This is a genomic window from Pseudomonas sp. GM25 (assembly GCF_000282255.1).
Classification (GTDB): domain Bacteria; phylum Pseudomonadota; class Gammaproteobacteria; order Pseudomonadales; family Pseudomonadaceae; genus Aquipseudomonas; species Aquipseudomonas aphyarum.
Map to the genome: position 1 here is coordinate 185,967 of NZ_AKJQ01000037.1, position 22,428 is coordinate 208,394.

At 59.7% G+C, this 22,428-nt stretch carries 20 protein-coding genes; 8 read left to right on the top strand and 12 right to left on the bottom strand.

The window, feature by feature from the left end; all coding sequences use genetic code 11:
• Positions 1 to 97 precede the first annotated feature (97 nt).
• The gene (locus tag PMI24_RS14005; protein WP_007954932.1) at positions 98 to 292 is read left to right on the top strand and encodes a hypothetical protein; all 195 of its coding nucleotides are present in this window, start codon (positions 98 to 100) and stop codon (positions 290 to 292) included.
• Here the strand turns inward: PMI24_RS14005 and PMI24_RS14010 are convergent, their stop codons facing one another.
• Entirely contained in the window at positions 293 to 718 is a 426-nt protein-coding gene (locus PMI24_RS14010; protein WP_007954934.1) for a PA3611 family quorum-sensing-regulated virulence factor, read from the bottom strand. It lies immediately after the preceding gene.
• Positions 719 to 907: 189 nt separating this feature from the next.
• On the opposite strand from PMI24_RS14010, the gene PMI24_RS14015 reads away from it, so the two are divergent.
• The 3 genes from PMI24_RS14015 to PMI24_RS14025 all read left to right on the top strand — a co-directional run bounded on the left by PMI24_RS14015 (position 908) and on the right by PMI24_RS14025 (position 2,964).
• The gene (locus tag PMI24_RS14015) at positions 908 to 1,651 is read left to right on the top strand and encodes a tRNA-uridine aminocarboxypropyltransferase (RefSeq protein WP_007954936.1); all 744 of its coding nucleotides are present in this window, start codon (positions 908 to 910) and stop codon (positions 1,649 to 1,651) included.
• A gap of 224 nt (positions 1,652 to 1,875) precedes the next feature.
• Complete coding sequence (gene erdR / locus PMI24_RS14020; protein ID WP_007954938.1) at positions 1,876 to 2,526, top strand: response regulator transcription factor ErdR; 651 nt, start codon at positions 1,876 to 1,878, stop codon at positions 2,524 to 2,526.
• A gap of 75 nt (positions 2,527 to 2,601) precedes the next feature.
• Complete coding sequence (locus PMI24_RS14025; RefSeq protein WP_003222276.1) at positions 2,602 to 2,964, top strand: diacylglycerol kinase; 363 nt, start codon at positions 2,602 to 2,604, stop codon at positions 2,962 to 2,964.
• Here the strand turns inward: PMI24_RS14025 and PMI24_RS14030 are convergent.
• Positions 2,961 to 3,887 carry a LysR family transcriptional regulator gene (locus PMI24_RS14030; protein WP_007954941.1) on the bottom strand — a complete coding sequence of 309 codons (927 nt, stop codon included), beginning with the start codon at positions 3,885 to 3,887 and terminating at the stop codon, positions 2,961 to 2,963. The two genes, PMI24_RS14025 and PMI24_RS14030, sit on opposite strands and share 4 nt — an antisense overlap.
• A gap of 144 nt (positions 3,888 to 4,031) precedes the next feature.
• Here PMI24_RS14030 and fpr point away from each other — a divergent pair, with 144 nt between their 5' ends.
• The gene (gene fpr, locus PMI24_RS14035) at positions 4,032 to 4,811 is read left to right on the top strand and encodes a ferredoxin-NADP reductase (protein WP_007908723.1); all 780 of its coding nucleotides are present in this window, start codon (positions 4,032 to 4,034) and stop codon (positions 4,809 to 4,811) included.
• A gap of 69 nt (positions 4,812 to 4,880) precedes the next feature.
• Here the strand turns inward: fpr and tsaA are convergent, their stop codons facing one another.
• From tsaA to rimO, 6 genes are all read right to left on the bottom strand, one after another.
• On the bottom strand, positions 4,881 to 5,579 hold the full coding sequence (tsaA, locus tag PMI24_RS14040; RefSeq protein ID WP_007954944.1) for a tRNA (N6-threonylcarbamoyladenosine(37)-N6)-methyltransferase TrmO: 699 nt from the start codon (positions 5,577 to 5,579) through the stop codon (positions 4,881 to 4,883).
• Positions 5,580 to 5,638: 59 nt separating this feature from the next.
• Positions 5,639 to 6,409, bottom strand: coding sequence for an SDR family oxidoreductase (locus PMI24_RS14045; RefSeq protein ID WP_007954945.1), 771 nt, complete (start codon positions 6,407 to 6,409; stop codon positions 5,639 to 5,641).
• 127 nt (positions 6,410 to 6,536) lie between these two features.
• The gene (locus PMI24_RS14050; protein ID WP_007954948.1) at positions 6,537 to 7,004 is read right to left on the bottom strand and encodes a DUF1456 family protein; all 468 of its coding nucleotides are present in this window, start codon (positions 7,002 to 7,004) and stop codon (positions 6,537 to 6,539) included.
• A 73-nt stretch (positions 7,005 to 7,077) separates the two neighbouring features.
• Complete coding sequence (locus tag PMI24_RS14055) at positions 7,078 to 7,788, bottom strand: rRNA pseudouridine synthase (RefSeq protein WP_007954950.1); 711 nt, start codon at positions 7,786 to 7,788, stop codon at positions 7,078 to 7,080.
• Between the two features lie 83 nt (positions 7,789 to 7,871).
• Complete coding sequence (locus PMI24_RS14060) at positions 7,872 to 8,345, bottom strand: GNAT family N-acetyltransferase (RefSeq protein WP_007954953.1); 474 nt, start codon at positions 8,343 to 8,345, stop codon at positions 7,872 to 7,874.
• Between the two features lie 111 nt (positions 8,346 to 8,456).
• Positions 8,457 to 9,794 (bottom strand): 30S ribosomal protein S12 methylthiotransferase RimO, encoded by a 1,338-nt coding sequence (rimO, locus tag PMI24_RS14065; protein ID WP_007954955.1) that lies wholly within the window; start codon positions 9,792 to 9,794, stop codon positions 8,457 to 8,459.
• 347 nt (positions 9,795 to 10,141) lie between these two features.
• Between rimO and PMI24_RS14070 the strand changes: the two genes are divergently transcribed.
• The 3 genes from PMI24_RS14070 to PMI24_RS14080 all read left to right on the top strand — a co-directional run bounded on the left by PMI24_RS14070 (position 10,142) and on the right by PMI24_RS14080 (position 12,748).
• Complete coding sequence (locus PMI24_RS14070) at positions 10,142 to 11,983, top strand: potassium transporter Kup (RefSeq protein ID WP_407681997.1); 1,842 nt, start codon at positions 10,142 to 10,144, stop codon at positions 11,981 to 11,983.
• A 175-nt stretch (positions 11,984 to 12,158) separates the two neighbouring features.
• Positions 12,159 to 12,449, top strand: coding sequence for a Phd-YefM (locus PMI24_RS14075; RefSeq protein WP_007954962.1), 291 nt, complete (start codon positions 12,159 to 12,161; stop codon positions 12,447 to 12,449).
• Positions 12,450 to 12,460: 11 nt separating this feature from the next.
• Positions 12,461 to 12,748, top strand: coding sequence for a type II toxin-antitoxin system RelE family toxin (locus PMI24_RS14080; protein WP_007954964.1), 288 nt, complete (start codon positions 12,461 to 12,463; stop codon positions 12,746 to 12,748).
• 68 nt (positions 12,749 to 12,816) lie between these two features.
• Here the strand turns inward: PMI24_RS14080 and PMI24_RS14085 are convergent, their stop codons facing one another.
• The 4 genes from PMI24_RS14085 to mprF form a co-directional block, all read right to left on the bottom strand.
• Positions 12,817 to 15,534 carry an adenosine deaminase gene (locus PMI24_RS14085; protein ID WP_007954966.1) on the bottom strand — a complete coding sequence of 906 codons (2,718 nt, stop codon included), beginning with the start codon at positions 15,532 to 15,534 and terminating at the stop codon, positions 12,817 to 12,819.
• A complete protein-coding gene (locus PMI24_RS14090) occupies positions 15,521 to 18,283 on the bottom strand; it encodes a hypothetical protein (protein WP_007954968.1) in 2,763 nt (920 codons plus the stop codon). Before PMI24_RS14090 ends, PMI24_RS14085 begins: the two co-directional genes overlap by 14 nt.
• Before the next feature lie 187 nt (positions 18,284 to 18,470).
• Positions 18,471 to 19,763, bottom strand: a complete 1,293-nt coding sequence (locus PMI24_RS14095) for a virulence factor family protein (RefSeq protein ID WP_007954969.1) — start codon at positions 19,761 to 19,763, stop codon at positions 18,471 to 18,473.
• The gene (gene mprF / locus PMI24_RS14100; RefSeq protein ID WP_007954970.1) at positions 19,763 to 22,402 is read right to left on the bottom strand and encodes a bifunctional lysylphosphatidylglycerol flippase/synthetase MprF; all 2,640 of its coding nucleotides are present in this window, start codon (positions 22,400 to 22,402) and stop codon (positions 19,763 to 19,765) included. Before mprF ends, PMI24_RS14095 begins: the two co-directional genes overlap by 1 nt.
• Positions 22,403 to 22,428: the final 26 nt, after the last annotated feature.

The following is a 22,428-nucleotide window of genomic DNA, read 5'->3' on the forward strand; positions in this document are numbered from 1 at the left end:
TACTAAGTTAAAGGCGCCGTACGACAACTTTGCGTCAACGACCGTACGCAAGGTGCACGCTATTCAAGGATTTGCGGGTGGCAAGGAGGCAGGACACATGACCAGAGTCATTCTGGAGATCGATACGCAGCTGTATCGGTTGTTGAAAGCATCGGCCGAGACCAACCATGTGAGTCTCGAAGAGGAGTGCTGCCGACGCCTGGCGGGAGGGGATCGCCGCTCGCGTTACTTGCAGGCCTTGCTGGCCGAACTGCGCGCCGAGGATGAACAGCGGCGCGCTACGTCGCGATGATTACTTCTTCTTCGCTGGAGCCGCTTTCGGGCAATCCGATTCCTGGTAGCTGGCGGAGCCGATCGCCTTGTTGCTTTTCACTTCGGTGAAGTCGTAACGCATGATCGCGCCCTTGGCCATCAGCTTGCGGTACGACGGGTTGTTGCAGACCGAAGCGCCCAGCTGGAAATACACGGCTTTGGGATCGGCGCGCATTTTGTCGGCGTGGCTCTTTTGCACGCTCAGGTGATTGACCAGCGTGGTGCCTTCGACGGTGTAGCCCTGATCAAGAATGTCTTCGTTGATCGCCCGTGGCGTGCCGGCGCTGCTTTGTGCGGCGACATTGCGCAGCTCTCGGTTCAGATTCTGCTCACTCAGGGATGCAGCCTGAGCGCTGAAGGACGAGGCCAGCAGAATGGCAGCGGTAGGAACGATAAGGCGCAGCATGAAACTCTCCTGGTTCAGTGACTGGTGGTTCGACCAGCCACGTGACTGTGCGTTCAGTGGCGGCGAATTATAGGGGAGCCGGTCGGGAGGGTACAGGCTTGTGCCCGTCGCTCTGGTAAACTGCCGGCCTTTATTGCCCTGCCGAGTGTCGTTCGTGTCGAGTTTCCCTGTCTGCCGGTGCCGCCTGCGATGAATCATGCCCCCAACGCCGTGGCCCGCCTGCGCGATCAGCGCGAGGACGAAGGCATCAAACCGATCCAGGCCCGTGGTTTTCGCTCCCCGCGCTGCCGCGATTGCCGGGTGATCATCAGCCATTGCCTGTGCGCCTGGCGACCAACCGTCGATACGCGCTCGGGTGTCTGCCTGATCATGACCGGCAAAGAAGTGTTCAAACCCAGCAATACCGGCTGGCTGATCGCCGACATCGTGCGCGACAACCATGCCTTCATCTGGTCGCGGACCGAGCCCGACGAGCAACTGCTGGCGCTGTTGAACGACCCGCAATGGCAGCCGTATCTGGTGTTCCCCGGCGAATACGTCGAACCTTCGCGGGTGACCAACACCGTGGATCTCGATAGCAGCAAGCGTCCGCTGTTCATCCTGCTGGATGCGACCTGGACCGAAGCACGCAAGATATTCCGCAAGAGCCCGTATTTCGACCGCTTGCCGATCCTCAGCCTGTTGCCCGACAAACTCTCGCGCTATCGCCTGCGCCGCTCGACCCGCAGCGAGCACCTGTGCACCGCCGAGGTGGCGGCGCTGTGCCTGGAACTGGCCGGCGATTCGGACGCGGCGTCGGCGCTGGATGCCTATTTCGATGTGTTCAGCCAGCATTACCTGGGGGCCAAGCAGCAACTGGACGTCAATGTGTCGACGCCGGCCCACGCCGAATTGCTGCCCTATATCCGAAACGCGGCGCCAGTACCGGCCTGATCCTGGCCCATACTGCTAAAGCAGTGGCCGTGCGGCTTGACCACCCCGGCTTCGCTGGTCATGCTTGGCGCCGATTGGGGTGCGGCCAAGGTTTGAAACGCCGTTTTTGTTCGTGATTGGCGTTGAACGTGCCCCTGTGGATGCCGCTGCCGGGCGGTGTCTGGATTTGCTTTGGTGAGGCCCGAATGCGCGGGCCCGCCATCAAAAACAGGATCATTTGAAAAATGGCCACATACGACATCCTGATTGCCGATGATCACCCTCTCTTTCGTAGCGCACTGCATCAAGCGGTGACGATGGGCCTTGGCCCGGACGTACGCATGGTGGAGGTGGCGAGCATCGCCGAGCTGGAAACCCGCCTGACCGAAAAGGCCGACTGGGATCTGGTGCTGCTGGACCTGAACATGCCGGGCGCTTTCGGGTTTTCCGGGCTGGTGATGCTGCGCGGTCAGTACCCGCAGATTCCGGTGGTGATGGTTTCGGCCCAGGAAGAAGCCTCGGTGATGGTCAAGTCCCGGGAGTTCGGCGCCAGTGGCTTCATTCCCAAGTCCAGCGACCTGAGCGTGATTCAGGAAGCGGTGCGCAAAGTGCTGGATGGCGACGTATTCTGGCCGCCCCAGGCGTTCGAAGCGGTCAGCGTTTCGGATGAAGCCAAAGCCGCCAGCGATGGCCTCGCCAGCCTGACGCCACAGCAGTTCCGGGTGCTGACCATGGTCTGCGAAGGTTTGCTGAACAAGCAGATCGCCTACGAGCTGAGCGTGTCCGAAGCGACCATCAAGGCCCACGTCACGGCGATTTTTCGCAAGTTGAACGTGCGGACCCGGACCCAGGCAGCTTTACTGCTGCAACAACTTGAGTCAATTCCGAGCCAGTAAGCACTGGCGTCTTCACGCTTTTTTGACTTTCGTTGATCTAGCTTCCCCACTTCCTTTCGGTCGGTTATCTACTTTATGTCACCTTTCAAGGGCCAGACGGGCCTGAAACGCATCCTCAACGCTTCCGGTTACTCGCTGGACGGCCTGCGCGCCGCCTTCACCGGCGAAGCGGCTTTCCGCCAACTGGTGCTGCTCAACGTGGTGCTGATTCCGCTGACGTTTTTCCTCAATGTCAGCCGGGTCGAGCAGGCGCTGCTGATCGCGGTGTGCCTGCTGGCGCTGATCGTCGAGCTGTTGAATTCGGCGGTGGAGGCGGCTATCGACCGCATCTCGCTGGAGTTGCACCCGCTGTCCAAGAACGCCAAGGACATGGGCAGTGCCGCGCAATTCGTGGCACTGAGCATGATCGCCCTGGTGTGGGCGGTGATTCTGCTTTAAGCGATGCTCGGCAGAACGATCTCGTCGCTGCGCTGGACCCCGGCGGTGAAGGCGCGGCACAGGTCGAGGAATTCGCGCATGGCGGAGGTCTGGTACTTCTGCTTGTGCCAGATGAAATAGAACTGCCGCGCCAGATCCAGATCCGGCGTCTCCACCGGCACCAGGCTGCCGCGGCGGAAGGCGTCACGCAGCGCCAGACGCGAAATACAGCCAATCCCCAGACCTGATTCCACCGCGCGTTTGATCGCTTCGGTGTGTTCCAGCTCCAGCCGGATGTTCAGTGCGCTGCGGTGATGCCGCATCGCCTGATCGAAGGTCAGGCGCGTCCCCGAACCCTGTTCCCGCAAAATCCACGCTTCGTGCGTCAACTCTTCCATGGTCGCGCTGCCGCGCTTGGCCAACGGATGCTGTGGGGCGCAGAACACCACCAGTTCATCCTCGACCCAGCTCTGCACTTCGATGTCCGGGTGGCTGCAATCGCCTTCGATTAGACCCAGATCAATTTCGTAATGAGCCACTTGTTGCACGATATTGGCAGTGTTCTGCACATGCAGCTTCACCTGGCTTTCGGGGTGGCGCTGCATGAAACCGCCGATCAGCAGCGTCGCCAGGTAATTGCCGATGGTCAGGGTCGCGCCCACCGACAGCGAGCCGAAACCGGATTTGCCGTTGAGCAGGTCTTCGATTTCCTTGGCCTGATCGAGCATGGCCACCGCTTGCGGCAACAATTGTTTGCCGAGGGCGTTGAGGCTCAGGCGTTTGCCGGCGCGATCGAACAGCTGGCAGCTGGATTGGCGCTCCAGTTCGGTGATGGAGGTGCTGGCGGCCGATTGCGACAGGTTTAGCAGACCCGCAGCACGGGATACGCTTTCCTGCTGGGCGACAGCGACGAAGACTTGCAGTTGACGAAGAGTAAATCGCATATCGATATAACCGATAACCCTTATCTTAATAATCCAGTTAACAGATATTGTCGGCGCTATTAGAATGCGATGCAATTGCGCACCGTCGGCATTCTTCAACACGAGCCGGGCAGGCGCAGATCAATCTCCAGGAGTCCCACGTACATGAGCAACATGAACCACGAGCGTGTCCTCAGTGTTCATCACTGGAACGACACTCTGTTCAGCTTCAAGTGCACCCGTGATCCGGGCCTGCGCTTCGAGAACGGTCAGTTCGTGATGATCGGCCTGCAACAGCCAAACGGCCGCCCGCTTATGCGCGCTTACTCGATCGCCAGCCCGAACTGGGAAGAGCATCTCGAATTCTTCAGCATCAAGGTGCAGGACGGTCCGCTGACCTCCCAGCTGCAGCACCTGAAGGAAGGCGACGAGATCATCATCTCGAAAAAGCCGACCGGCACCCTGGTGCTGGACGACCTGAACCCGGGCAAGCACCTGTACCTGCTGAGCACCGGCACCGGTCTGGCGCCGTTCATGAGCGTGATCCAGGACCCGGAAACCTACGAGCGCTTCGAAAAAGTGATCCTGGTTCACGGTGTCCGTTACGTCAACGAAGTCGCCTACCGCGAGTTCATCACCGAGCACCTGCCGCAGAACGAGTTCTTCGGCGAAGCGCTGCGTGACAAGCTGATCTACTACCCGACCGTGACTCGCGAGCCGTTCGAGAATCAGGGCCGTCTGACCGACCTGATGCGCAGCGGCAAGCTGTTCAGCGATATCGGCCTGCCACCGATCAACCCGCAGGACGACCGCGCGATGATCTGCGGCAGCCCGAGCATGCTCGACGAGACCAGCGAAGTGCTCGACAGCTTCGGCCTGAAGATCTCGGCGCGTATGCGCGAGCCGGGTGACTACCTGATCGAGCGTGCATTCGTCGAGAAGTAATCCCGACGATGCAAACAGAAAAGCCCGCGTTGCCTGAGAAGGCAGCGCGGGCTTTTTCGTTTCTGGGGTTCACGCCTCGGCGGGGATGACTTCCAGGACGCGGATCTGCTCAGGCACAGGGTAATGCCAGCGCACGTCCAGATCCCAGAACTGCGCGCCGTATTCGCGCTCTGGCGCGGGCGTCTGATACGCCGGACGCGGATCCTGAGCCAGGCACTGCTCGATCAATTCGACCAGCGGCTCGGCCAGGCGCTGAGCGTGCGTGTGCGCCTGTTGCAGCGCCGTGTCCGTCCATTGCACGTCGATCAAGTGCGGCGCGGCACTGGCGATGCTGTTGGAGGCGTCAGCAATGATGTCGGCGTACGGCACGTAGGGTTTGATGTCGAGAATCGGCGTGCCATCCAGCAAGTCGATGCCGGAGATGAACAGGCGATTGGCTACGACCTTGTCCAGCTTCACCACCGACTGGCCGATGCCGTTCGGCCGGTGCGTGGCGCGGGTGGCGAACACGCCCATGGACTTGTTGCCACCGAGGCGCGGAGGGCGGACCTTGAGGCGCGGCTTTTCTTCCAGCGCCTGATGGAACAGGAACAGCAGCCAGACATGGCTGACCTGCTCGAGCCCCTGCACCGCGTCACCCTGATCGAACGGTGCCACCAGTTCCAGCACGCCACGGGCGGCGGGGGCCAGTTGCGGCTGGCGCGGGATGGCGAACTTCTCCTTAAAGCAGGAGCGGACGAAGCCGATGGGGGAGACGCTGTAAGTCATGGTTTGCATTCGAATCGGAGCAGGGCGGGCATGATAACCCGTCCGGCCGCGTCGCCGACCTAAAGACTGAAACCACCATCCAGCGGAATGATATTCCCGGTCATGTACGCCCCGGCAGTACTCGCCAGGCTGATCGCCAGCGCCGCCATCTCTTCCTCACGCCCCCAGCGTTTCATCGGGATCAGCGCGGTGTCTTCGGCCAGCGCCTGCTGGTCGCTGCCGATATGCTGGGTCATCTTGCTCGGGAAACGCCCCGGCGCGATGACGTTGACGTTGATGTGCTGGCTCACCAGTTCCCGGGCGAGAATCCGCGACAGCTGATGCAGGGCGGCCTTGCTCGGCCCGTAGGCGTAGGCCTGTTCTCCGAAGGAAGAAATTCCCGCCACCGAACCGATGTTGATGATCCGCGCCGGATTGGCGGCCGACCCGGATTGGCGCAGCAACGGCAGAAACTGCTGGATGCAACTGAACACCGAGGTCACGTTGAGTTGCATGACTTTCTCCCAGCCCTTGACCGGGTAGCTCTCCAGCGGCGCGCCCCAGGTGGTGCCGGCGTTGTTCACCAGAATGTCCAGATGAGTGATCTGCTCGCCCAGTCGCGCGGCCAGCTCTTTTACGCCTTCTTCAGTCGCCAGATTCGCCGCCACGCCATGACACGTGCCCAGGGCACTGAGTTCTTCAGCGGTTTGATGACAGGCTTCAGCGTCACGGGAACAGACGTACACGCGGGCGCCTGCCTCGACAAAGGCCTTGGCGATCATTTTGCCGATACCACGGGTGCCGCCGGTCACCAGGGCGGTGCGGCCTTGCAGGGAGAAATACGGGTGCATGGCGAATCCTGAGGGCTAGGGTTCAGTACACCCTAGTCGCCGGCCGCGAAAAGCGGAGCCACTATTTTTGCAAGGAATGGAGGGGCATGCATGAAAACGGCGACCGAAGTCGCCGTGATCGAATGGGTCAACCGCGAACGCGCAGGGTCAGGCCCTTGAGGAAGTTGCGCAGCAACTGATCGCCGCATGGGCGGTAGTTGGTGTGGCCAACCTTGCGGAACAGCGCGCTTAGCTCAGGCTTGGACACCGGGAACTCAGCGGCCTTGAGGATCGCGTGCATGTCGTCTTCTTTCAGCTCGAAGGCAACGCGCAGCTTTTTCAGGATGATGTTGTTGGTCACCGGCAGTTCGATCGGCAGCGGCGGACGGCTTTCGTCCTTGCCGCGCTTGAAGATCACCAGACCGTCGAGGAAGTGCGCGATGACTTCGTCCGGGCAGCGCACGAAACCTTCTTCGTCTTCTTCTTTCTTGTCGAGGTACGTCACGACATCGGCAAGCGTGACGTCCAGGCCGCCGAGTTTGATGATCTCGACCACTTTCTTGTCGCTGATATCGAGCATGTAGCGCACGCTGCGCAGAACGTCGTTGTGAACCATGTGTGCAATCCTGATTGTTCGCTGTGGGCATCGCGCGGGCGCGATGCCGGAAATGTAGGGTGGCTCGCGAGCCTTAGAATTTCTCTTTGCCGGACAGGTAGCGCCATTGGCCGACCGGCACCTTGCCGATGGACACGCCGCCGATGCGGATGCGGCGAATGCCGATTACTTTCAGGCCGACCGCTTCGCAGAACTGGGCGATGATCCCCGGCTGCGGGTTTTTCATGGCGAAGCGCAGACGGTTTTCGTTCTGCCAGCTGGCCTTGACCGGCGGCAGCTCCTTGCCCTTGTGGGTGAGGCCGTGCTGCAGACGGTTGAGGCCGTGGGCAACCATGTCGCCTTCGACTTCGACCACGTATTCCTGCTCGATCTTGGCCGCGTCGGCGGTGAGCTTGCGCAACACCTTCCAGTCCTGGGTGAACACCAGCAGGCCGCTGGCCTTGGGTTGCAGGTCGGCGCTGGCGGTCAGGCGCAGGAAGTGCCCGCGCAGCGGACGCTTGCCGTAGCGGTGTTCTTCGCTGAGGGTGTCGGCGCTCAGCGACTGCATGGCGCTGTCGACATCCATGCCGGCCGGCACGTTGAGCAGGATGGTCACCGGCTCCGGCGCGGTGGCCTTGGCGTCCTTGTCGAGCTCGACTTTCTGGTCGCCGACCTTGAATTGCGGCTCGTCGATGACTTCGCCGTCCACGGTGACCCAGCCGCCCTCGATGAACAGCTCGGCCTCCCGGCGGGAGCAACCGACCAGCTCGATGAGGCGTTTGGAGAGGCGAATCGGGTCAGTCATGACAGGGGCCGTAACAAAAAAGGGGTGGGCATTGTACCTGCCTGGGGCCGGTTAAGCCCGATTGCATTTGCGCCGTGTGGCTTTTAGCCGCGTACGGCGCGCTGCTCCGGTTGTTTCAGACGCATGTGCAACAGCGGATACGGCTGGCCCATGCCATCGACTTCCGAGCGGCCGATCACCTCGAACCCTTGCTTGAAGTAAAACCCCAGGGCCTGCGGGTTCTGTTCGTTGACGTCCAGTTCGTCGGCGTTCAGGTGTTCCATCGCGTACTTCAGCAGTTTCTTGCCAAGCCCCTGGCCGCGATGGGCCGGGTCGATGAACAGCATTTCGATCTTGCCCGCCGCGACCCCGGCAAACCCGGTGATGCGCTGATGGCTGTCCCGTGTGCAGATCAGCATGACCGCATCGAGGTAGCGGGTCAGCACCAAATTCTTCAGCAGCTCGATGTAGGATTCCGGCAGGAAATCATGAGTCGCGCGGACCGAGGCCTCCCAGACCTGGGTCAGTTCCTGATAATCGCTGAGTTTCGGCGTGTGGATGACCGAGTGGTGACGCATGCCCGATAGCCTCTTTGTCATGGATGAGGGAGTCCTTCCCACCCCAAACTCTAGCCGTAAAAAAGCCCCGCATCTCGTAAAAGAGAGCGGGGCTTTCTGTATTTTTCGCGCTTAGATCTGTTCGGCCCAGAGGTCGTATTCGTCGGCGTCGGTCACCTTGCACCAGACCTTGTCGCCCGGCTTGAGGTTGCTGCCGTTGTCGATGAACACGTTGCCGTCGATTTCCGGGGCATCGAAGAAGCAGCGGCCGACCGCGCCTTGCTCGTCGACTTCGTCCACCAGCACTTCGATTTCACGGCCGATGCGCATTTGCAGGCGCGCCGAGCTGATGGCCTGCTGGTGCGCCATGAAGCGCTCCCAACGATCCTGCTTGACGTCGTCCGGGACGATGTCGAGGTTCAGGTCATTGGCCGGTGCACCTTCGACCGGCGAGTACTGGAAGCAGCCGACGCGGTCGAGCTGGGCTTCGGTCAGCCAGTCCAGCAGGTACTGGAAGTCTTCTTCGGTTTCGCCGGGGAAGCCGACGATGAAGGTCGAACGGATGATCAGGTCCGGGCAGATCTCGCGCCAGTTCTTGATCCGCGCCAGGGTCTTGTCTTCGAACGCCGGGCGTTTCATCGACTTCAGAACTTTCGGGCTGGCGTGCTGGAATGGGATGTCCAGGTACGGCAGGATCTTGCCGGCGGCCATCAGCGGGATCAGTTCGTCGACGTGCGGGTACGGGTAAACGTAGTGCAGACGGACCCAGACGCCGAGGGTGCTCAGCGCTTCGCACAGTTCGGTCATGCGGGTTTTCACCGGCGCGCCGTTCCAGAAACCGGTGCGGTATTTGACGTCAACGCCGTAGGCGCTGGTGTCCTGGGAAATCACCAGCAGTTCCTTCACGCCGGATTTGACCAGACGCTGGGCTTCGTCGAGCACATCGCCCACCGGACGGCTGACCAGTTTGCCGCGCATCGACGGGATGATGCAGAAGCTGCAGCTGTGGTTGCAGCCTTCGGAAATCTTCAGGTACGCGTAGTGGCGCGGTGTCAGCTTGATGCCTTGCGGCGGCACCAGGTCGATCAGCGGGTTGTGATCCTGCTTCGGCGGCACGACTTCGTGCACCGCGTTGACCACTTGCTCGTACTGCTGCGGACCGGTGACGGCCAGCACGCTTGGGTGCACGTCGCGGATGTTGCCTTCTTCCACGCCCATGCAGCCGGTCACGATGACCTTGCCGTTTTCCTTGATCGCTTCACCGATGACTTCCAGCGATTCGGCCTTGGCCGAGTCGATGAAGCCGCAGGTGTTGACCACGACCACGTCGGCGTCCTGATAGGTGGACACCACGTCATAGCCTTCCATGCGCAGCTGGGTCAGGATGCGCTCGGAGTCGACCAGTGCTTTCGGGCAACCCAGAGAAACGAAGCCAACCTTTGGATTGGCCGGCGCAGGAGTGGTGGACATGTCTAACCTCGGTGTTTTGTGACATCGATTACCTTATTAAGGAATCGACGGACGGGCGCTTGAACTGCGCCTCTGATCAAAAAGTGCGCAATTCTAGCGACGAGCAGCGCACTTGACCAGCTTTATGCAGGGAAATACGACGAGTGCTGCGCTATGCTTCGCGCCGTTGCGCTTTACTGAATTTTTACAGTCAAGAAAACGTCTGTTACAGGGCGTAAAAACGCGCATGCTGCACACAAAGCATAGTGCTTCATATAAGAAGCCGGTCTGGGAATCAGGAGTGTTGGATGGGTCAGGCAAGTAGTCACGCGGCGGGCGCCGAAGGTTCGGCCACCAAGCCGCTGAGCATGCTGGTCGCGGCGGTCGGGGTAGTTTACGGCGACATCGGCACGAGCCCGTTGTACACCCTCAAAGAAGTGTTTTCCGGCGCTTACGGTGTGCCTGTCAATCACGACGGAGTGCTCGGCATTCTGTCGCTGATTTTCTGGTCGCTGATCTGGGTCGTTTCAATCAAGTACATGATGTTCGTCCTGCGCGCCGACAACCAGGGCGAAGGCGGGATCATGGCGCTCACCGCGCTGGCCCGTCGGGCAGCGGCGGGGCGCAAGAGGTTGCGCACGTTGCTGGTGGTCTGTGGACTGATCGGCGCGGCGCTGTTCTATGGCGACAGCATGATCACCCCGGCGATTTCCGTGCTCTCGGCCATTGAAGGTCTGGGCCTGGCCTTCGATGGCATCGACCACTGGGTGGTGCCGCTGTCGCTGGTGGTGCTGGTGGCGCTGTTCCTGATCCAGAAGCACGGTACGGCGCGGATCGGCATTCTGTTCGGGCCGATCATGGTCACCTGGTTCCTGGTCCTCGGCGCCCTCGGTGTGTACGGAATCAGCCACACCCCGGAAGTGCTGCATGCGATGAACCCGGCGTGGGCGGTGCGGTTCTTTACCGTCCATCCGGGCATGGGCGTGGCGATCCTCGGCGCGGTGGTGCTGGCGCTGACCGGTGCCGAAGCGCTGTACGCCGACATGGGCCACTTCGGCCGCAAGCCGATTGCCCGTGCGTGGTTCCTGCTGGTGCTGCCGGCGCTGGTGCTCAACTACTTCGGTCAGGGCGCCTTGCTGCTGGACAACCCGGAAGCGGCGCGCAACCCGTTCTACCTGCTGGCCCCAAGCTGGGCGTTGATTCCGCTGGTCGGTCTGTCGACCCTGGCCACGGTGATCGCCTCGCAAGCGGTGATTTCCGGTGCGTTCTCCCTGACCCGTCAGGCGATCCAGCTCGGTTACATCCCGCGCATGTACATCCAGCACACCTCCAGCGACGAGCAGGGCCAGATCTACATCGGTGCCGTGAACTGGTCGCTGATGGTTGGCGTGGTGTTGCTGGTGATCGGCTTCGAATCATCCGGCGCGCTGGCCTCGGCCTACGGCGTGGCCGTGACCGGCACCATGCTGATGACCACGATTCTGGTGTCGGCAGTGATGCTGCTGCTGTGGAAATGGCCACCGATTCTGGCGGTGCCGGTGCTGCTCGGCTTCCTGCTGGTGGACGGCCTTTACTTTGCCGCCAACGTGCCGAAAATCGTCCAGGGCGGTGCCTTCCCGGTGATCGCCGGTATCGCGCTGTTCGTGCTGATGACCACCTGGAAGCGCGGCAAGCAACTGCTGGTCGAGCGCCTCGACGAAGGCGCACTGCCGCTGCCGATCTTCATCAGCAGCATCCGCGTACAACCACCGCACCGCGTGCAGGGCACCGCCGTGTTCCTCACCGCCCGTTCCGACGCCGTGCCGCACGCGCTGTTGCACAACCTGCTGCACAACCAGGTTCTGCATGAGCAAGTGGTGTTGCTGACGGTGGTCTACGAAGACATCCCGCGCGTCCCGCCATCGCGCCGCTTCGAAGTCGAAGCCCACGGCGAAGGCTTCTTCCGGGTGATCCTGCACTTCGGGTTTACCGACGAGCCGGACGTGCCGCAGGCACTGAAGCTGTGCCATCTGGATGATCTGGACTTCAGCCCGATGCGTACGACTTACTTCCTCAGCCGCGAAACAGTCATCGCCTCGAAACTTGAAGGTATGGCCCGCTGGCGTGAGGCGCTGTTTGCGTTCATGTTGAAGAATGCCAACGGGAACCTGCGGTTCTTCAATCTGCCGTTGAACCGGGTGATTGAGTTGGGGACGCAGGTGGAGATGTAAGCCCCGCCACAACTGAAAAGCCCCCGTCAGCTTTGTGGCTGGCGGGGGCTTTTTTGTGCGCGTCCGGTTTAACAGTGCTTGGTCGGATAGTGGAAACAGCAAGTTGCACTATGTTTAATTCAGCACAATACTCTGTGCATTAACGTACACATCAGCATGTGAGTGAGAGGTGATTATGACGGCATTATTAGAGCGTGCTGACCAGGCTATTTCCGTGACTGCCATGGTCAGGAGCTTCAGCGCGAAGCTCAAGGAGATTTCCAGTCGTGCCACTGAGCGTCTGGTCATCTTCAAGGACAATCAACCGGCAGCGGTCATCATCAACGTGCAGGCCTATCAGGAAATGCTGGATGAACTAGAAAACCTTCGCATCGAAGCGGCAGCCCGTGAACGTCTGAGCAATTTTGATCAGACCAAGGCTGTCAGCCATGAGGATATGCGGGCAAGGTACGCCCGGAAGGATTAAGGGAGCGCTGGATGGTTTGGGGAGTGATTTATCATCCGGAAGTCCAAGGGGATCTTGATCAATTGGGATCAGCAGCTGCCAACCGGATTCTGGATGTAATCGAGGAACGGATCATCCATGGCGAGCCGGACAAAAGTGGCAAGCCACTGAGGGCCAGTCTTGCGGGTTGCAGACGAATACGAACGGGCGACACGCGAATCGTTTATAGAGTCGATGGCCGTGCCATCCAGGTGTTGATCGTTGCGGTGGGTGCTCGACGTGACGAAGAGGTGTATGGCGCTGCCGAAAGGCGCCTCTGAACATTAAGCCCCCGTCAGTTTTGTGGTTGGCGGGGGCTTTGTTTTTTTTTGCGTTTCGACCTGGAATTTCAGAAGCGGAATTGCTTGGCTTCCGCGCACATCCGCCGCAGCAATTCCTTGGCGCTTTCGGGCGACATCACGTGTGCGTGCAGCATGCGCGAAAGGTGCGCGTACTCCAGACGCAAACCCGTGGCAAAAATCCCCGGGTCGTCCGAGCCGATAACCACGCTCACGGGGCCGTCTGCTGGATGTTTGCCCAAACCCAGCCAATTGCGAGCGTGGTGATCGTTGTAGCGCTTGTGAATGCTGATCCGCAGGTTGCTGCTCGGCAGGGTTTCAATAGCGATCGAACGCTCACGCAGCAAGCGCAACACCGCGTTTTGAATGGCCCGGATGACTTTGGGGCGCAATACATCGTTTTCCCGTGAAACGACCACGTCCTCGCGCGCGGCCTTCAATTCTTCGCTGCTCGCGTCGATGCCGTGCCGGCGCAGGAAGTGCGTGACTGCTCTGGCCTTGCCTTGACGGGCGTTGGCAAAGCAGCGGGCTTCGAAGCGGCGATTTGGGTCCACATCGTCCACGCTCACGTTTTGCGCCAACGGATCGAGGGAGCGCAGTTTCCACGACTCGGCAAGGAGGTCAGAGGTGATGCGCGGATCGTTCCAGATCTTCATCGACAGGCGCTGGATTTCTGCTTCAATCAACGGCAGGCTGTCAATGTGGGTGCGGGTCGACAGCAGCATTTCTCTGGCGAATACCAGGTCGTCCAGACGCTCTTCGGCCGGCATGACGACGTAGCCGCTGACTGCCTGCCACCACGCTTTAGGATCCAGTCCGGAAGCTGTGCCATGGCCAATCCGGCAGCCCGCATCGAAGTCGAGAAAGACCACCGCCTCATGGATTGCGCGTATTCCGGAGACAATGTGCCCGAAGTCTTCGCCAGCGTGATAGGTAAAACGGCGGATCCCGGCGTGACGCATGCGCCGAAATACCGGGGCGAACACTTCGGGGCCGGCGTGCCGTTCATTGCTGGCGGCATCGATGCCGCGAATCAGCGTTTCGAGTCCAGGGGTGCGCTGGATCAGCGAGACCAGTGCTCGTGCACGTTGATCGGATTCGCGACGGACTTTCGCGTCCCGGCAAATCGCGCGCAGTTTGTCCCCGGTGAAGAAGCTTTCGCGCTCTTTCTTGTCACTCTGCTTGACGAAGTGCGGCACCAGTCCCAGGCGTAAGCGTCGGGAAGAGCTGGGAATGTGGCTGGTACCGGGTTGCTCTGGCGAAATGCCAGGCCATTGATCATCGCCTTTTTCCAGCCGACGGACCCGGCTCAGCAAGTCCGACAGAGAGCGATACTCGCGTGCTTCGCGCATCACCCCGGCTGGTCGCGCCACCCCTTCGCCAAGAAACTCCAGATAACCGCGCAAGATCAAACCGAGCAGTTTTGCACTGTCATCGGGTGTCATTTTCGGGGTGAACCGACCTTCCAGGAAGTCCACGCCTTTTTGCTGTCCGCGCTCGATCTGGCGGAACCGCTCGGCATAGTCCTTTTCTGTCGCTTCGCGCAACTCGTTGAGGGTGATGCTTTGAAACTGATCGAAGCCTTTCTGATCTGCTTGCTGGATCAGCAAGCGACAGAACTGCGCGCGTAGCAGGGCGTAGTGCCAGAAGAGCAGGCCGCTGGTGTGATCCATGCGGTTCTGATCGAAACCTTTGAACAGCGCGATCAGTTGCCAGGCTTCCTTGACCACTTTGGGCGTGCGCGAAGAAAGCCGTTGCATACAGTGTTCCTGGGCGCGGCGATAGGCGGCGACTGGCGGCTCGGCAAACGTCGGCTCGGCCCTGGACGTCGCGCGGTTCAACAGGCGTGCCTTGAGCGCGGCGGCTGCTTGGGTCCGCAGCATCAGTCGTTCCGGCGAAAGATCCGGGTCTTCTTGTTGCAGCAGGCGTTTCACACCATTGCCGATCGCGACCCTGATGCCGATGTCTTGTTTGATGGTCTTGGCCGTCAGGCCGCCGACCACCTGGTCCGGCCGCTCCAGCGCATCGAACCAGACCTTTTCCGCCTCGGTGGTGCCGTTGAGGTGCATATGCGTTTCGTCCAGCCCCTCAGTCCGGCACAGGTGATCGAGAAACGGATCGTCGTCTACCGGCAAAGTGGAATCGCACAGCCACGCATTAATCCGGACCATCGCGCGCTGCAACTCATCAGCTGACGGCGTGGCGTCGGACAAGTCCAGGCGCTGCGCCATCCAGGCTGATGTGATCAGCAGCGGCGGAACCACCAGCACCAGATCCTGCCACGGCTCCAACAGGCGTGTGCGCACGCGGATCGAACCGTCGCGACCTTCGCACAGGAACAGGTCGCCGAGGCACCACAACAGTTCCGGCAGATTGCCATTCAGATCATCATCCGTGCCTTTCTGTGGGTTTTGCGGGCGGCCCAGGCACAAGCTGCCCGGATACTGATCGGGCACGACGGCGCGGCCGTTGATCCGCTTCAAGATCCGCGCAATCCGGTTTTCTACCCCTTCATCCGTCAGCCCAGGATGCAGTCGGCGCATTTCCAGGAAACGTCCGGTGCTGTGCGCATCGTTGAGGATGGCCTGTTGCTGCGGAGTGAAATGCCTGCCCACCTCAATCTTGGTGGGCGCTGATTGCGCCACGCGCTCGAAGGCGCGCAACAGATCGAGGTTGCCCAGCACGCACTTGGCGAAGTCCACCAACTCACGAGCCTCGAACAGCTCGTTGGCGAGGGGCGAGGACTGCTCGGATTTATTTCGTGACATTGCGTGGCACGACGTTGAGGACATCGTAGAAGCCGTCCAGCTCAACTGAACGCTGATTGGCGGACTGAACAATGGGGCCTATTTTGATCCGGATGGTTGGCGGTTTCAGCCAGTTATCGAAGTTAGAAGAAGCTTTGATGTTCTTCGCTGTCTGACTGTCTCTCCAGTTTTTCAATGCTTCGAGTGCGGTAGTTCTCAGTGGGTTTGTAGCCCAGAATTCATGATTGTCATCATCGTAAGGGTTCAGGAAAGCCCATACCAACGGGCAAGAAAGGACAATGATTGCCAAAGGATGAAGGGAGACGTCCGTTCTAGTTCCCTGGATACGGCCGAGTGCCTCGCGCAGCGGTCGATCTGAAACTTTCGGGCTTTCCTTACGTCCTGGCAAGCCCGAAGTCAGTACGAGGATGCCGTGCAGGATGTTGGTGATTTGCCGATGCAGAATCTGTCCACTTTTCCAGGACGATGTGACCTTTTCATCCAGGTCCATCAGGTCATCATGGATACGTGAAGCAATGCTACCCAGCAGCGCTGGAGAAACTGCAGCGTTCAGGCGTTCGTCACATGCAAAGACGTGCCACTCTTCAAGATTCTTCATGAATTTGTCGAAATGTTTATCGTCTTGAATGGCTGTAGCGCTCTCCTCTTCCTTTGGTTCCTCATCGCCCTGTTCGTCGACTGCTTCGGTGGAGAGGCTGAGTTCATCCTGTGTTTTTTCGCGTTTGAATGGAGGAATGGTGGCGGATACTGCGTGGGAAGTCAGGTCACCAATTTCGTTGGACATCAACAGATCACCAATCACGGCGAAAAGTGATAGTGCTGACAACGACCTGAACATTTCACCACGCGCGCTGAACCGCTTGTAGACGATCAGTCTGAGAACTTCGCTAAATTTTCCACTTCGCTCCTGAATTAGATCGTCGATTGAAAACCAGCTCACACTTTGTCGGATTTGCAGATCACCATATTCGGCATTGTTCAGGTGATAAACCCAATTTGCGGTAGTAATGTCGAGATCTGAGCCGTTAAGATCATTGAGGTCCGACATAGTCGGACGCTCGCCACTTTTTACTGGATCGATTAAACCGTACACACGAAGTAGACTTTCTTTTTGAGTCAACTTGTGGGTTAAGCCAACTGAGCCAAAAGAGCTGCCGGGTATTTTGCCGATTTCTTGACGACGAGATCTGTCTATAGTGCCAATACGTGCAGCTATTTCGGGCAGTGAGGGAGATGAGTTTGTCCAGAGAAAGCGGAATACGGATGATCGGATATCTCTTTCCACGTTTTCCGGACGTCGCATCATGGTAATGGGCAGTGCCAAAGCGAAGAGTGCTCTGAGAGGACCTCCATTGTGCGACTCAATCCCCTGGGCAAGTGACAGCGCCAGACAGTGCAGTACGACAGCTCTGACCGGATCAACCGGTACACCGAACTCCAGCAAATCGGGCGCATCATCCTGATTAATGAGCCAATCAAAAGCAGATCTCAAAGCGTAATCGAAGTTGCCTCGTTCAATGAGATCGGTCGGAACTTGGCTAGTTCTTAACCGGGTCTCGAATACTTTCAATATCATTTGACGACAGGATTTCTTGTCATCCTGATTGAGTGCTTGCAAATAGCCAATGACTAGGCGCAGGTGCTCCATGGATACGAAATCGAAGAACGACTGTGACTGCCCTTCTTTATCGAGCAATAGCTTTCGGATCTGTTCGTTAGCCCACTGAGCCAGGTCTTGTCCGCTCTCCTCCTTCACGCTGGTCTTAACCGAGACTCCTGAACGTTGCATGATGCCGCCCAGTGGCAACATTGGAATTCGGTTCTGCGGTGGAACTATTTTCAGAAGATACTGTTCTTCCAGCTCTAGCACCGCATGACTGAGATTGTGTTTATCTTTTCCAATAATATTGGGGTCGTATTTCAGGACTTGCTCGCCGAATGTGTTGTAGATGTTTCGTCGCAGTAGTCTGCCATAGAGATCCAAGTCACCGGAAAGCAACAGAACAAGGCGTGGGGATGTGAGGTATTTTCGGATGGTCTCGAGAATCGTGTGACCGTGGTTGAAGTTGGTGTCGACGTCATCAAAGGCAAGCACAAATGCTTTTTTGTGGTTGAGCAGACTCAACGCAGTCTCAAGGTAAACGCCAAATTTTAGCTCGAACGAACGACCTTTCTTAGCTTTGTGCAACCCACGGCTCATGACCCAAGTGGCTTCTTCCCATTCATTACCGTACGCTGAATTGGGACCGATTCCATCCAGTAGACCCAAACCCTCTGCCAAAGCTTGGCGTGCCTCCTCCAACTTGCCTCTTTCGTCTTTTACATCCGCAATGGCGGCCTCAATCATCGAGAGAATGACAATGATGATGTTTTCTTTCGTTTCTACCAGTGTTGGGTCAATCATCGGAAGAACGTGAAGCTGATTCGCTACCTTTGCAATATCTGCTTCGTCTGGTTTGTCCAGTTTTTGGGGGGTGTTAAGTCGGTGTAGTGCATTCAGAAGAAAAGTGGTCTTGCCACTACCGCGTCCACCTTGAATGAGCATCGCATTGTGTGTGCGTGAGTAGCTCAGTGAGGTTTCTTTAACTTTCGCGTAATTGTCTTCGCTATAGTCGGAAATGCCGTTTACCTGTTCGACGATCAATGAATCGAGTCGCTTGAGAGCGTCACGTTGCAGAATGTCGTTACGTTCGTCGAACTTTCCAGTCCCACTGCTTGAGAGGTTGATGACTAGTGGCGGCTGGCTCATCGGCGGTATCCCTTCCTGAAAAATAAAGGGAGTTTACTTGGAGAAATTGATGATGGCGAGATAATGGCGTTTTTCGCGATGTCTCATTCAAGATCAGCAGGATCTTCCTCTGTATAGCAAGACAATCACCACAAAAAAGCCCCCGCAACTGCGAAGTCGCGGGGGCTTTTTTGTATGGCGCTTCAGATCACTCTGTCTGCTGATCCTTGCTCTGACGTTTCTCGATCAAGTCCACCAAGCGCTTGGCCAGCGCCGGGTAGTTCTCGTCGAAGTGGTGACCACCAGGCAGTTTCACGGCCTCGCCCACCGCGGTCTTGTCGGTGCAGCCGCTTTCGTCGGTTTCTTCTTCACCGTAGATGCACACGACCTTGGCCGGTGGCAGTTTGGCCATTTCCGGGCCGGTGGCGGCTTCTTTGCCGGCGTTGCCGAGCCAGCCTTCGACTTCGATTTCGAAGCTGCCGGTGCGGGCGAAGGCCAGCAGGATGATTGCGTCGACGCGCTGCTGCTCGGTTTCCGGCAGGCGGTTGTAGATGGCCGGCAGGACGTCGGCGCCGAACGAGTAGCCGGTCAGGATGAAGCGCTTGGTGCCCCATTTCTGGCGGTAGTGCTGCATCAGTTCGGTCAGGTCCAGGGCGCTCTGTTCCGGGCTCTTGTGCTGCCAGTAGTAGCGCAGGGTGTCGATGCCGACGACCGGGTAGCCGATCTTGGCCATTTCACCGGCCACGTCGCGGTCCAGATCGCGCCAGCCGCCGTCGCCGGACAGGAACAGGGTCACGGTGTCCTTGGCCTGGCCGGCCGGGACTTCCACGACTGGAATCTGCAGGCCACCGTTGGCCTTGTCGCCGCCGACGAGGATCTTGCGCAGTTCGTTGTTCAGCACTTGCGGCAGGTTGATGTCGTAGTCGCTGATGCTGGTTTCGGCGTTCGGTTGATCGCGCACGAAACCGGCGCTGGTGTCGTCCGGGTTGTCGTTCCACGCCACCAGCCAGTGGCCGTGGGCGGCGGCTTTTGGCAGCAGGTGAGTGCAGCCGGGTTTTTCCAGGGCCAGGTCGACGGAGACGGCCTGAGCCTTGTCGTCCTTCTGCTCGGACAACCAGCGCCATGCCAGGACGGCGCCGGGGCCGATGCCGCTGACCAGCGTCGCCGGGCCGTTCAGTTCGCGCAGGCCGGCTTGCAGGGCGCGGCTTTGCAGCAGGCAGTCCTTGGGCAGGATCACTTGGACGATCTGCGCCGAAGCGCTGCGGCTCAGGGTGCTCAGTTGCTTGTCGCTGAGTTTCTGGTCGTCGTTGACCGCCACCAGCACCTGCGCCTTGGGCTTGGTGCCGGGGATGACCCGGGTCATGGCGGCGCCATCGGCCGGGGTGAGCTGTTCGAGAGTCGGTTCCGGTGCCGGGCGTTTGAGGTACCAGAAACCGCCACCGGCAATCGCGGCCAGCACCAGCAGTGCGACCAGGATGTACTTCAGGGAGCGTTGAATCATCAGCGTTTCACCAATCCAGTCAAGCCGCCCGCGATCAGGGCAGCAGTGTCGGCCAGCGCCACCAGCGGATCGAGTCCGGCGGGCACGGCCATATAACGGGGTTCCCAGTCGGGCTGGAACTTGTCTTTGAAGCGGCGCAAGCCTTGGAAGTTGTACAGCTGCTCACCACGGCGGAAAACCATCGAGCCCAGACGCTGGGTCAGCGGTGCCCCGCGCCGGGGTTGCAACCCCGACAGCGGCACCATGCCCAGGCTGAAGCGCGCGTATCCGTGACTCTTATAGTGTTGAATCAGACCGACCATCATGAATTCCATGGTCAGCTTGGGGGCGTCCGGGTGCGCGCGCATCAGGTCGAGACTGGCCAGGTCATGGCTGTAGGTCTCGAGCAGGTTGGCGAACGCCACGGGGCGGCCTTCGAAGCGAATCACCGCAATGCGGAAATGCTTCAGGTAATCGTCGCTGAAACGGCCGAGGGAGAAGCCTTTCTCGCGCACGTTCTTGCCGGTCAGCCAGGCATCGGAAATCACCTTGAGCTCATCCATCGGCGCTTGGCCCGGTTCATGGATCTCCAGCGACAGACCGTCGCGGGTGCCACGGTTCCAGGTGTAGCGCAGGTCCTTCATCTCCTTGCCCTTGGCTTCCAGGTCAAAGCGATGCAGATCGACCCGGGCTTCCTCGCCCAGCTTGATCGCGGTCAGGCCGATGTCCATGTAGTACGGCAGGTTCTCGGCGCGCACTTGATAGAACACAGGCCGGGCGTGATGGATGTCGCACAGGTCGCGGAACTGCCAGATCATCTCGGCCCGTTGCTGGCCGGGGCCGATCGGGTCGTACAGGGCCACCAGACTGCGGCCACGGCGGGCGTACATCAGGAAGGCTTCGTCGTTGGGATGAAACAGCAGCGCCTTGTCGCCGGTCAGGGCCAGGCCGCCGTCCGGTTGCGAGGAGGCCATCAGAATCTTCGAGGCGCGTTCCAGTTCATCGGGTGTCGGCAGATGGATCACCGGGCGAGCGGTGCGCAGCAGCCAGGTCAGGGCGATCACCAGCAGCAACACGGCGGCACCGAGCAGCGAGCGCAGGCCGCGCGGGGCATCGGCGTCGAGGGTGAACTGCCACCACAGTTGATGGCTGTACGGAACGTCCTGATAAGCGAACAGCAAAAGCCAGGTCGAAGCACCGAGTACGCACAGGCTGGCCACCAGATACAGCGGCGAGAACGGCAGTTCGGTCAGACGGCTAGGGCGGTAGAACGAACGACGGAACACCCCCAGCAGCGCGGCGGTGAGGGTCATCAGGGTCGCTTCTTCCCAGTCGAAACCCTTGAGCAGCGAGAGCAGGGCACCCACCAGCAACAGAATGGTGGTCAGCATCCACGCCGCCGACAACCGGCGACGCAGGCCCTGGGCAAGCATTAGGCACAGTACGCCGATCAGGCTGGCGCCAAAGTGCGAGGCGTCGACCAGACGGTGAGGAATCAGAAAGCCGATGTGTTCCAGACGGGTGTCGATCTCTGGCGTCGCGCCGGAAAACAGCAGCACCACGCCGGACAGGAACACCAGCACCGCGAGGATCGGTGCCGCCAGACCGGAAGCCGCTCGCATGGTCTGCGACTGAAACAGGCGCTGGCCTTCGTTGAGCAGCAACAGCACGCAGGCCACCAGCAACGGCAGCACCACATAGATCAGGCGATACAGGAGCAGGGCGGCAGCCAGTGGAGCGGCGCCGAGCTTGTCGGCGAACGCCGCGAGCAGAATCGCTTCGAAAACCCCCACGCCACCTGGAACGTGACTGAGCACGCCAGCAGCCAGCGCCAGCAGATAAACCAGCAGGAATGCACCGAAGGGCGGCGCTTCCGGCAGCAGCAGATAAAGGACGGTTGCAGCGGCGGCGACGTCGAGGGCGGTGATGACCAGTTGCAGGAACGTCAGGCGGCGACCCGGCAGGCGCAGGGTGCGACGACCGGCGCGGACCAGCAGGTTGTCCGGATAAGGTTGTTCCGGCAGGCGACGGCGATAGATGCCGATGGCCAGGATCGCACCGAGCAGCAGCACTACGCCGGCAATCGTTCCCAATAAAGTCTCGGACAGCCCCAGTGCCTGCGACGCAGCAGGCAGGTTGCTCAGGGTCGCAAGCGCAGCCAGCGGCGGCAGGGCGCAGCCCAGCGACAGGCTGGCGAACAGCGTCATGTGCGCGACTTCGGACGCGCCCAGCCCATGTCGTGCATATAAACGGTAGCGCACCGAGCCACCGGACAGCATCGACAGGCCGATGGCATTGCCGATGGCAAACGCGGTGAAGCCGCCGAGAGCCAGAGTTTTCGGTGCCAGTGTCACGCGGGCATAACGACTGGCCGACCATTCGTAGCCGAGCAGAATAATGAAGCCGACGACTGTCGCACCGAGGGCACCGAGCAGGGCCGGTTTCGGCACGTCGAGAATCGAGTCGTGCAGGGCGTCGAGATCGAGTTCGCTGAGTAGATGGCGACAAGCAATCAGCGCGATGGCGAACAGCAGCAAAGTAACCGCCAGACCGATTGGTTGCCGGTATTTGCTGATCCGATCCAGCAGGCGCAGACGCTCAGGCTTGATCGGTGGGTTCGCTGTGACGGTGTCTTGTGAATCAGACGAGTTGGCGCGCATCAATCACCTCTTGGATTGTGCGCGAC

Excerpts from the sequence above, each read along its gene's own strand:
- PMI24_RS14005 (WP_007954932.1), top strand. The coding sequence starts at position 98 with ATGACCAGAGTCATTCTGGAGATCGATACGCAGCTGTATCGGTTGTTG.
- PMI24_RS14010 (WP_007954934.1), bottom strand. The coding sequence starts at position 718 with ATGCTGCGCCTTATCGTTCCTACCGCTGCCATTCTGCTGGCCTCGTCC.
- PMI24_RS14015 (WP_007954936.1), top strand. The coding sequence starts at position 908 with ATGAATCATGCCCCCAACGCCGTGGCCCGCCTGCGCGATCAGCGCGAG.
- erdR (WP_007954938.1), top strand. The coding sequence starts at position 1,876 with ATGGCCACATACGACATCCTGATTGCCGATGATCACCCTCTCTTTCGT.
- PMI24_RS14025 (WP_003222276.1), top strand. The coding sequence starts at position 2,602 with ATGTCACCTTTCAAGGGCCAGACGGGCCTGAAACGCATCCTCAACGCT.
- PMI24_RS14030 (WP_007954941.1), bottom strand. The coding sequence starts at position 3,887 with ATGCGATTTACTCTTCGTCAACTGCAAGTCTTCGTCGCTGTCGCCCAG.
- fpr (WP_007908723.1), top strand. The coding sequence starts at position 4,032 with ATGAGCAACATGAACCACGAGCGTGTCCTCAGTGTTCATCACTGGAAC.
- tsaA (WP_007954944.1), bottom strand. The coding sequence starts at position 5,579 with ATGACTTACAGCGTCTCCCCCATCGGCTTCGTCCGCTCCTGCTTTAAG.
- PMI24_RS14045 (WP_007954945.1), bottom strand. The coding sequence starts at position 6,409 with ATGCACCCGTATTTCTCCCTGCAAGGCCGCACCGCCCTGGTGACCGGC.
- PMI24_RS14050 (WP_007954948.1), bottom strand. The coding sequence starts at position 7,004 with ATGGTTCACAACGACGTTCTGCGCAGCGTGCGCTACATGCTCGATATC.
- PMI24_RS14055 (WP_007954950.1), bottom strand. The coding sequence starts at position 7,788 with ATGACTGACCCGATTCGCCTCTCCAAACGCCTCATCGAGCTGGTCGGT.
- PMI24_RS14060 (WP_007954953.1), bottom strand. The coding sequence starts at position 8,345 with ATGCGTCACCACTCGGTCATCCACACGCCGAAACTCAGCGATTATCAG.
- rimO (WP_007954955.1), bottom strand. The coding sequence starts at position 9,794 with ATGTCCACCACTCCTGCGCCGGCCAATCCAAAGGTTGGCTTCGTTTCT.
- PMI24_RS14070 (WP_407681997.1), top strand. The coding sequence starts at position 10,142 with ATGCTGGTCGCGGCGGTCGGGGTAGTTTACGGCGACATCGGCACGAGC.
- PMI24_RS14075 (WP_007954962.1), top strand. The coding sequence starts at position 12,159 with ATGACGGCATTATTAGAGCGTGCTGACCAGGCTATTTCCGTGACTGCC.
- PMI24_RS14080 (WP_007954964.1), top strand. The coding sequence starts at position 12,461 with ATGGTTTGGGGAGTGATTTATCATCCGGAAGTCCAAGGGGATCTTGAT.
- PMI24_RS14085 (WP_007954966.1), bottom strand. The coding sequence starts at position 15,534 with ATGTCACGAAATAAATCCGAGCAGTCCTCGCCCCTCGCCAACGAGCTG.
- PMI24_RS14090 (WP_007954968.1), bottom strand. The coding sequence starts at position 18,283 with ATGAGCCAGCCGCCACTAGTCATCAACCTCTCAAGCAGTGGGACTGGA.
- PMI24_RS14095 (WP_007954969.1), bottom strand. The coding sequence starts at position 19,763 with ATGATTCAACGCTCCCTGAAGTACATCCTGGTCGCACTGCTGGTGCTG.
- mprF (WP_007954970.1), bottom strand. The coding sequence starts at position 22,402 with ATGCGCGCCAACTCGTCTGATTCACAAGACACCGTCACAGCGAACCCA.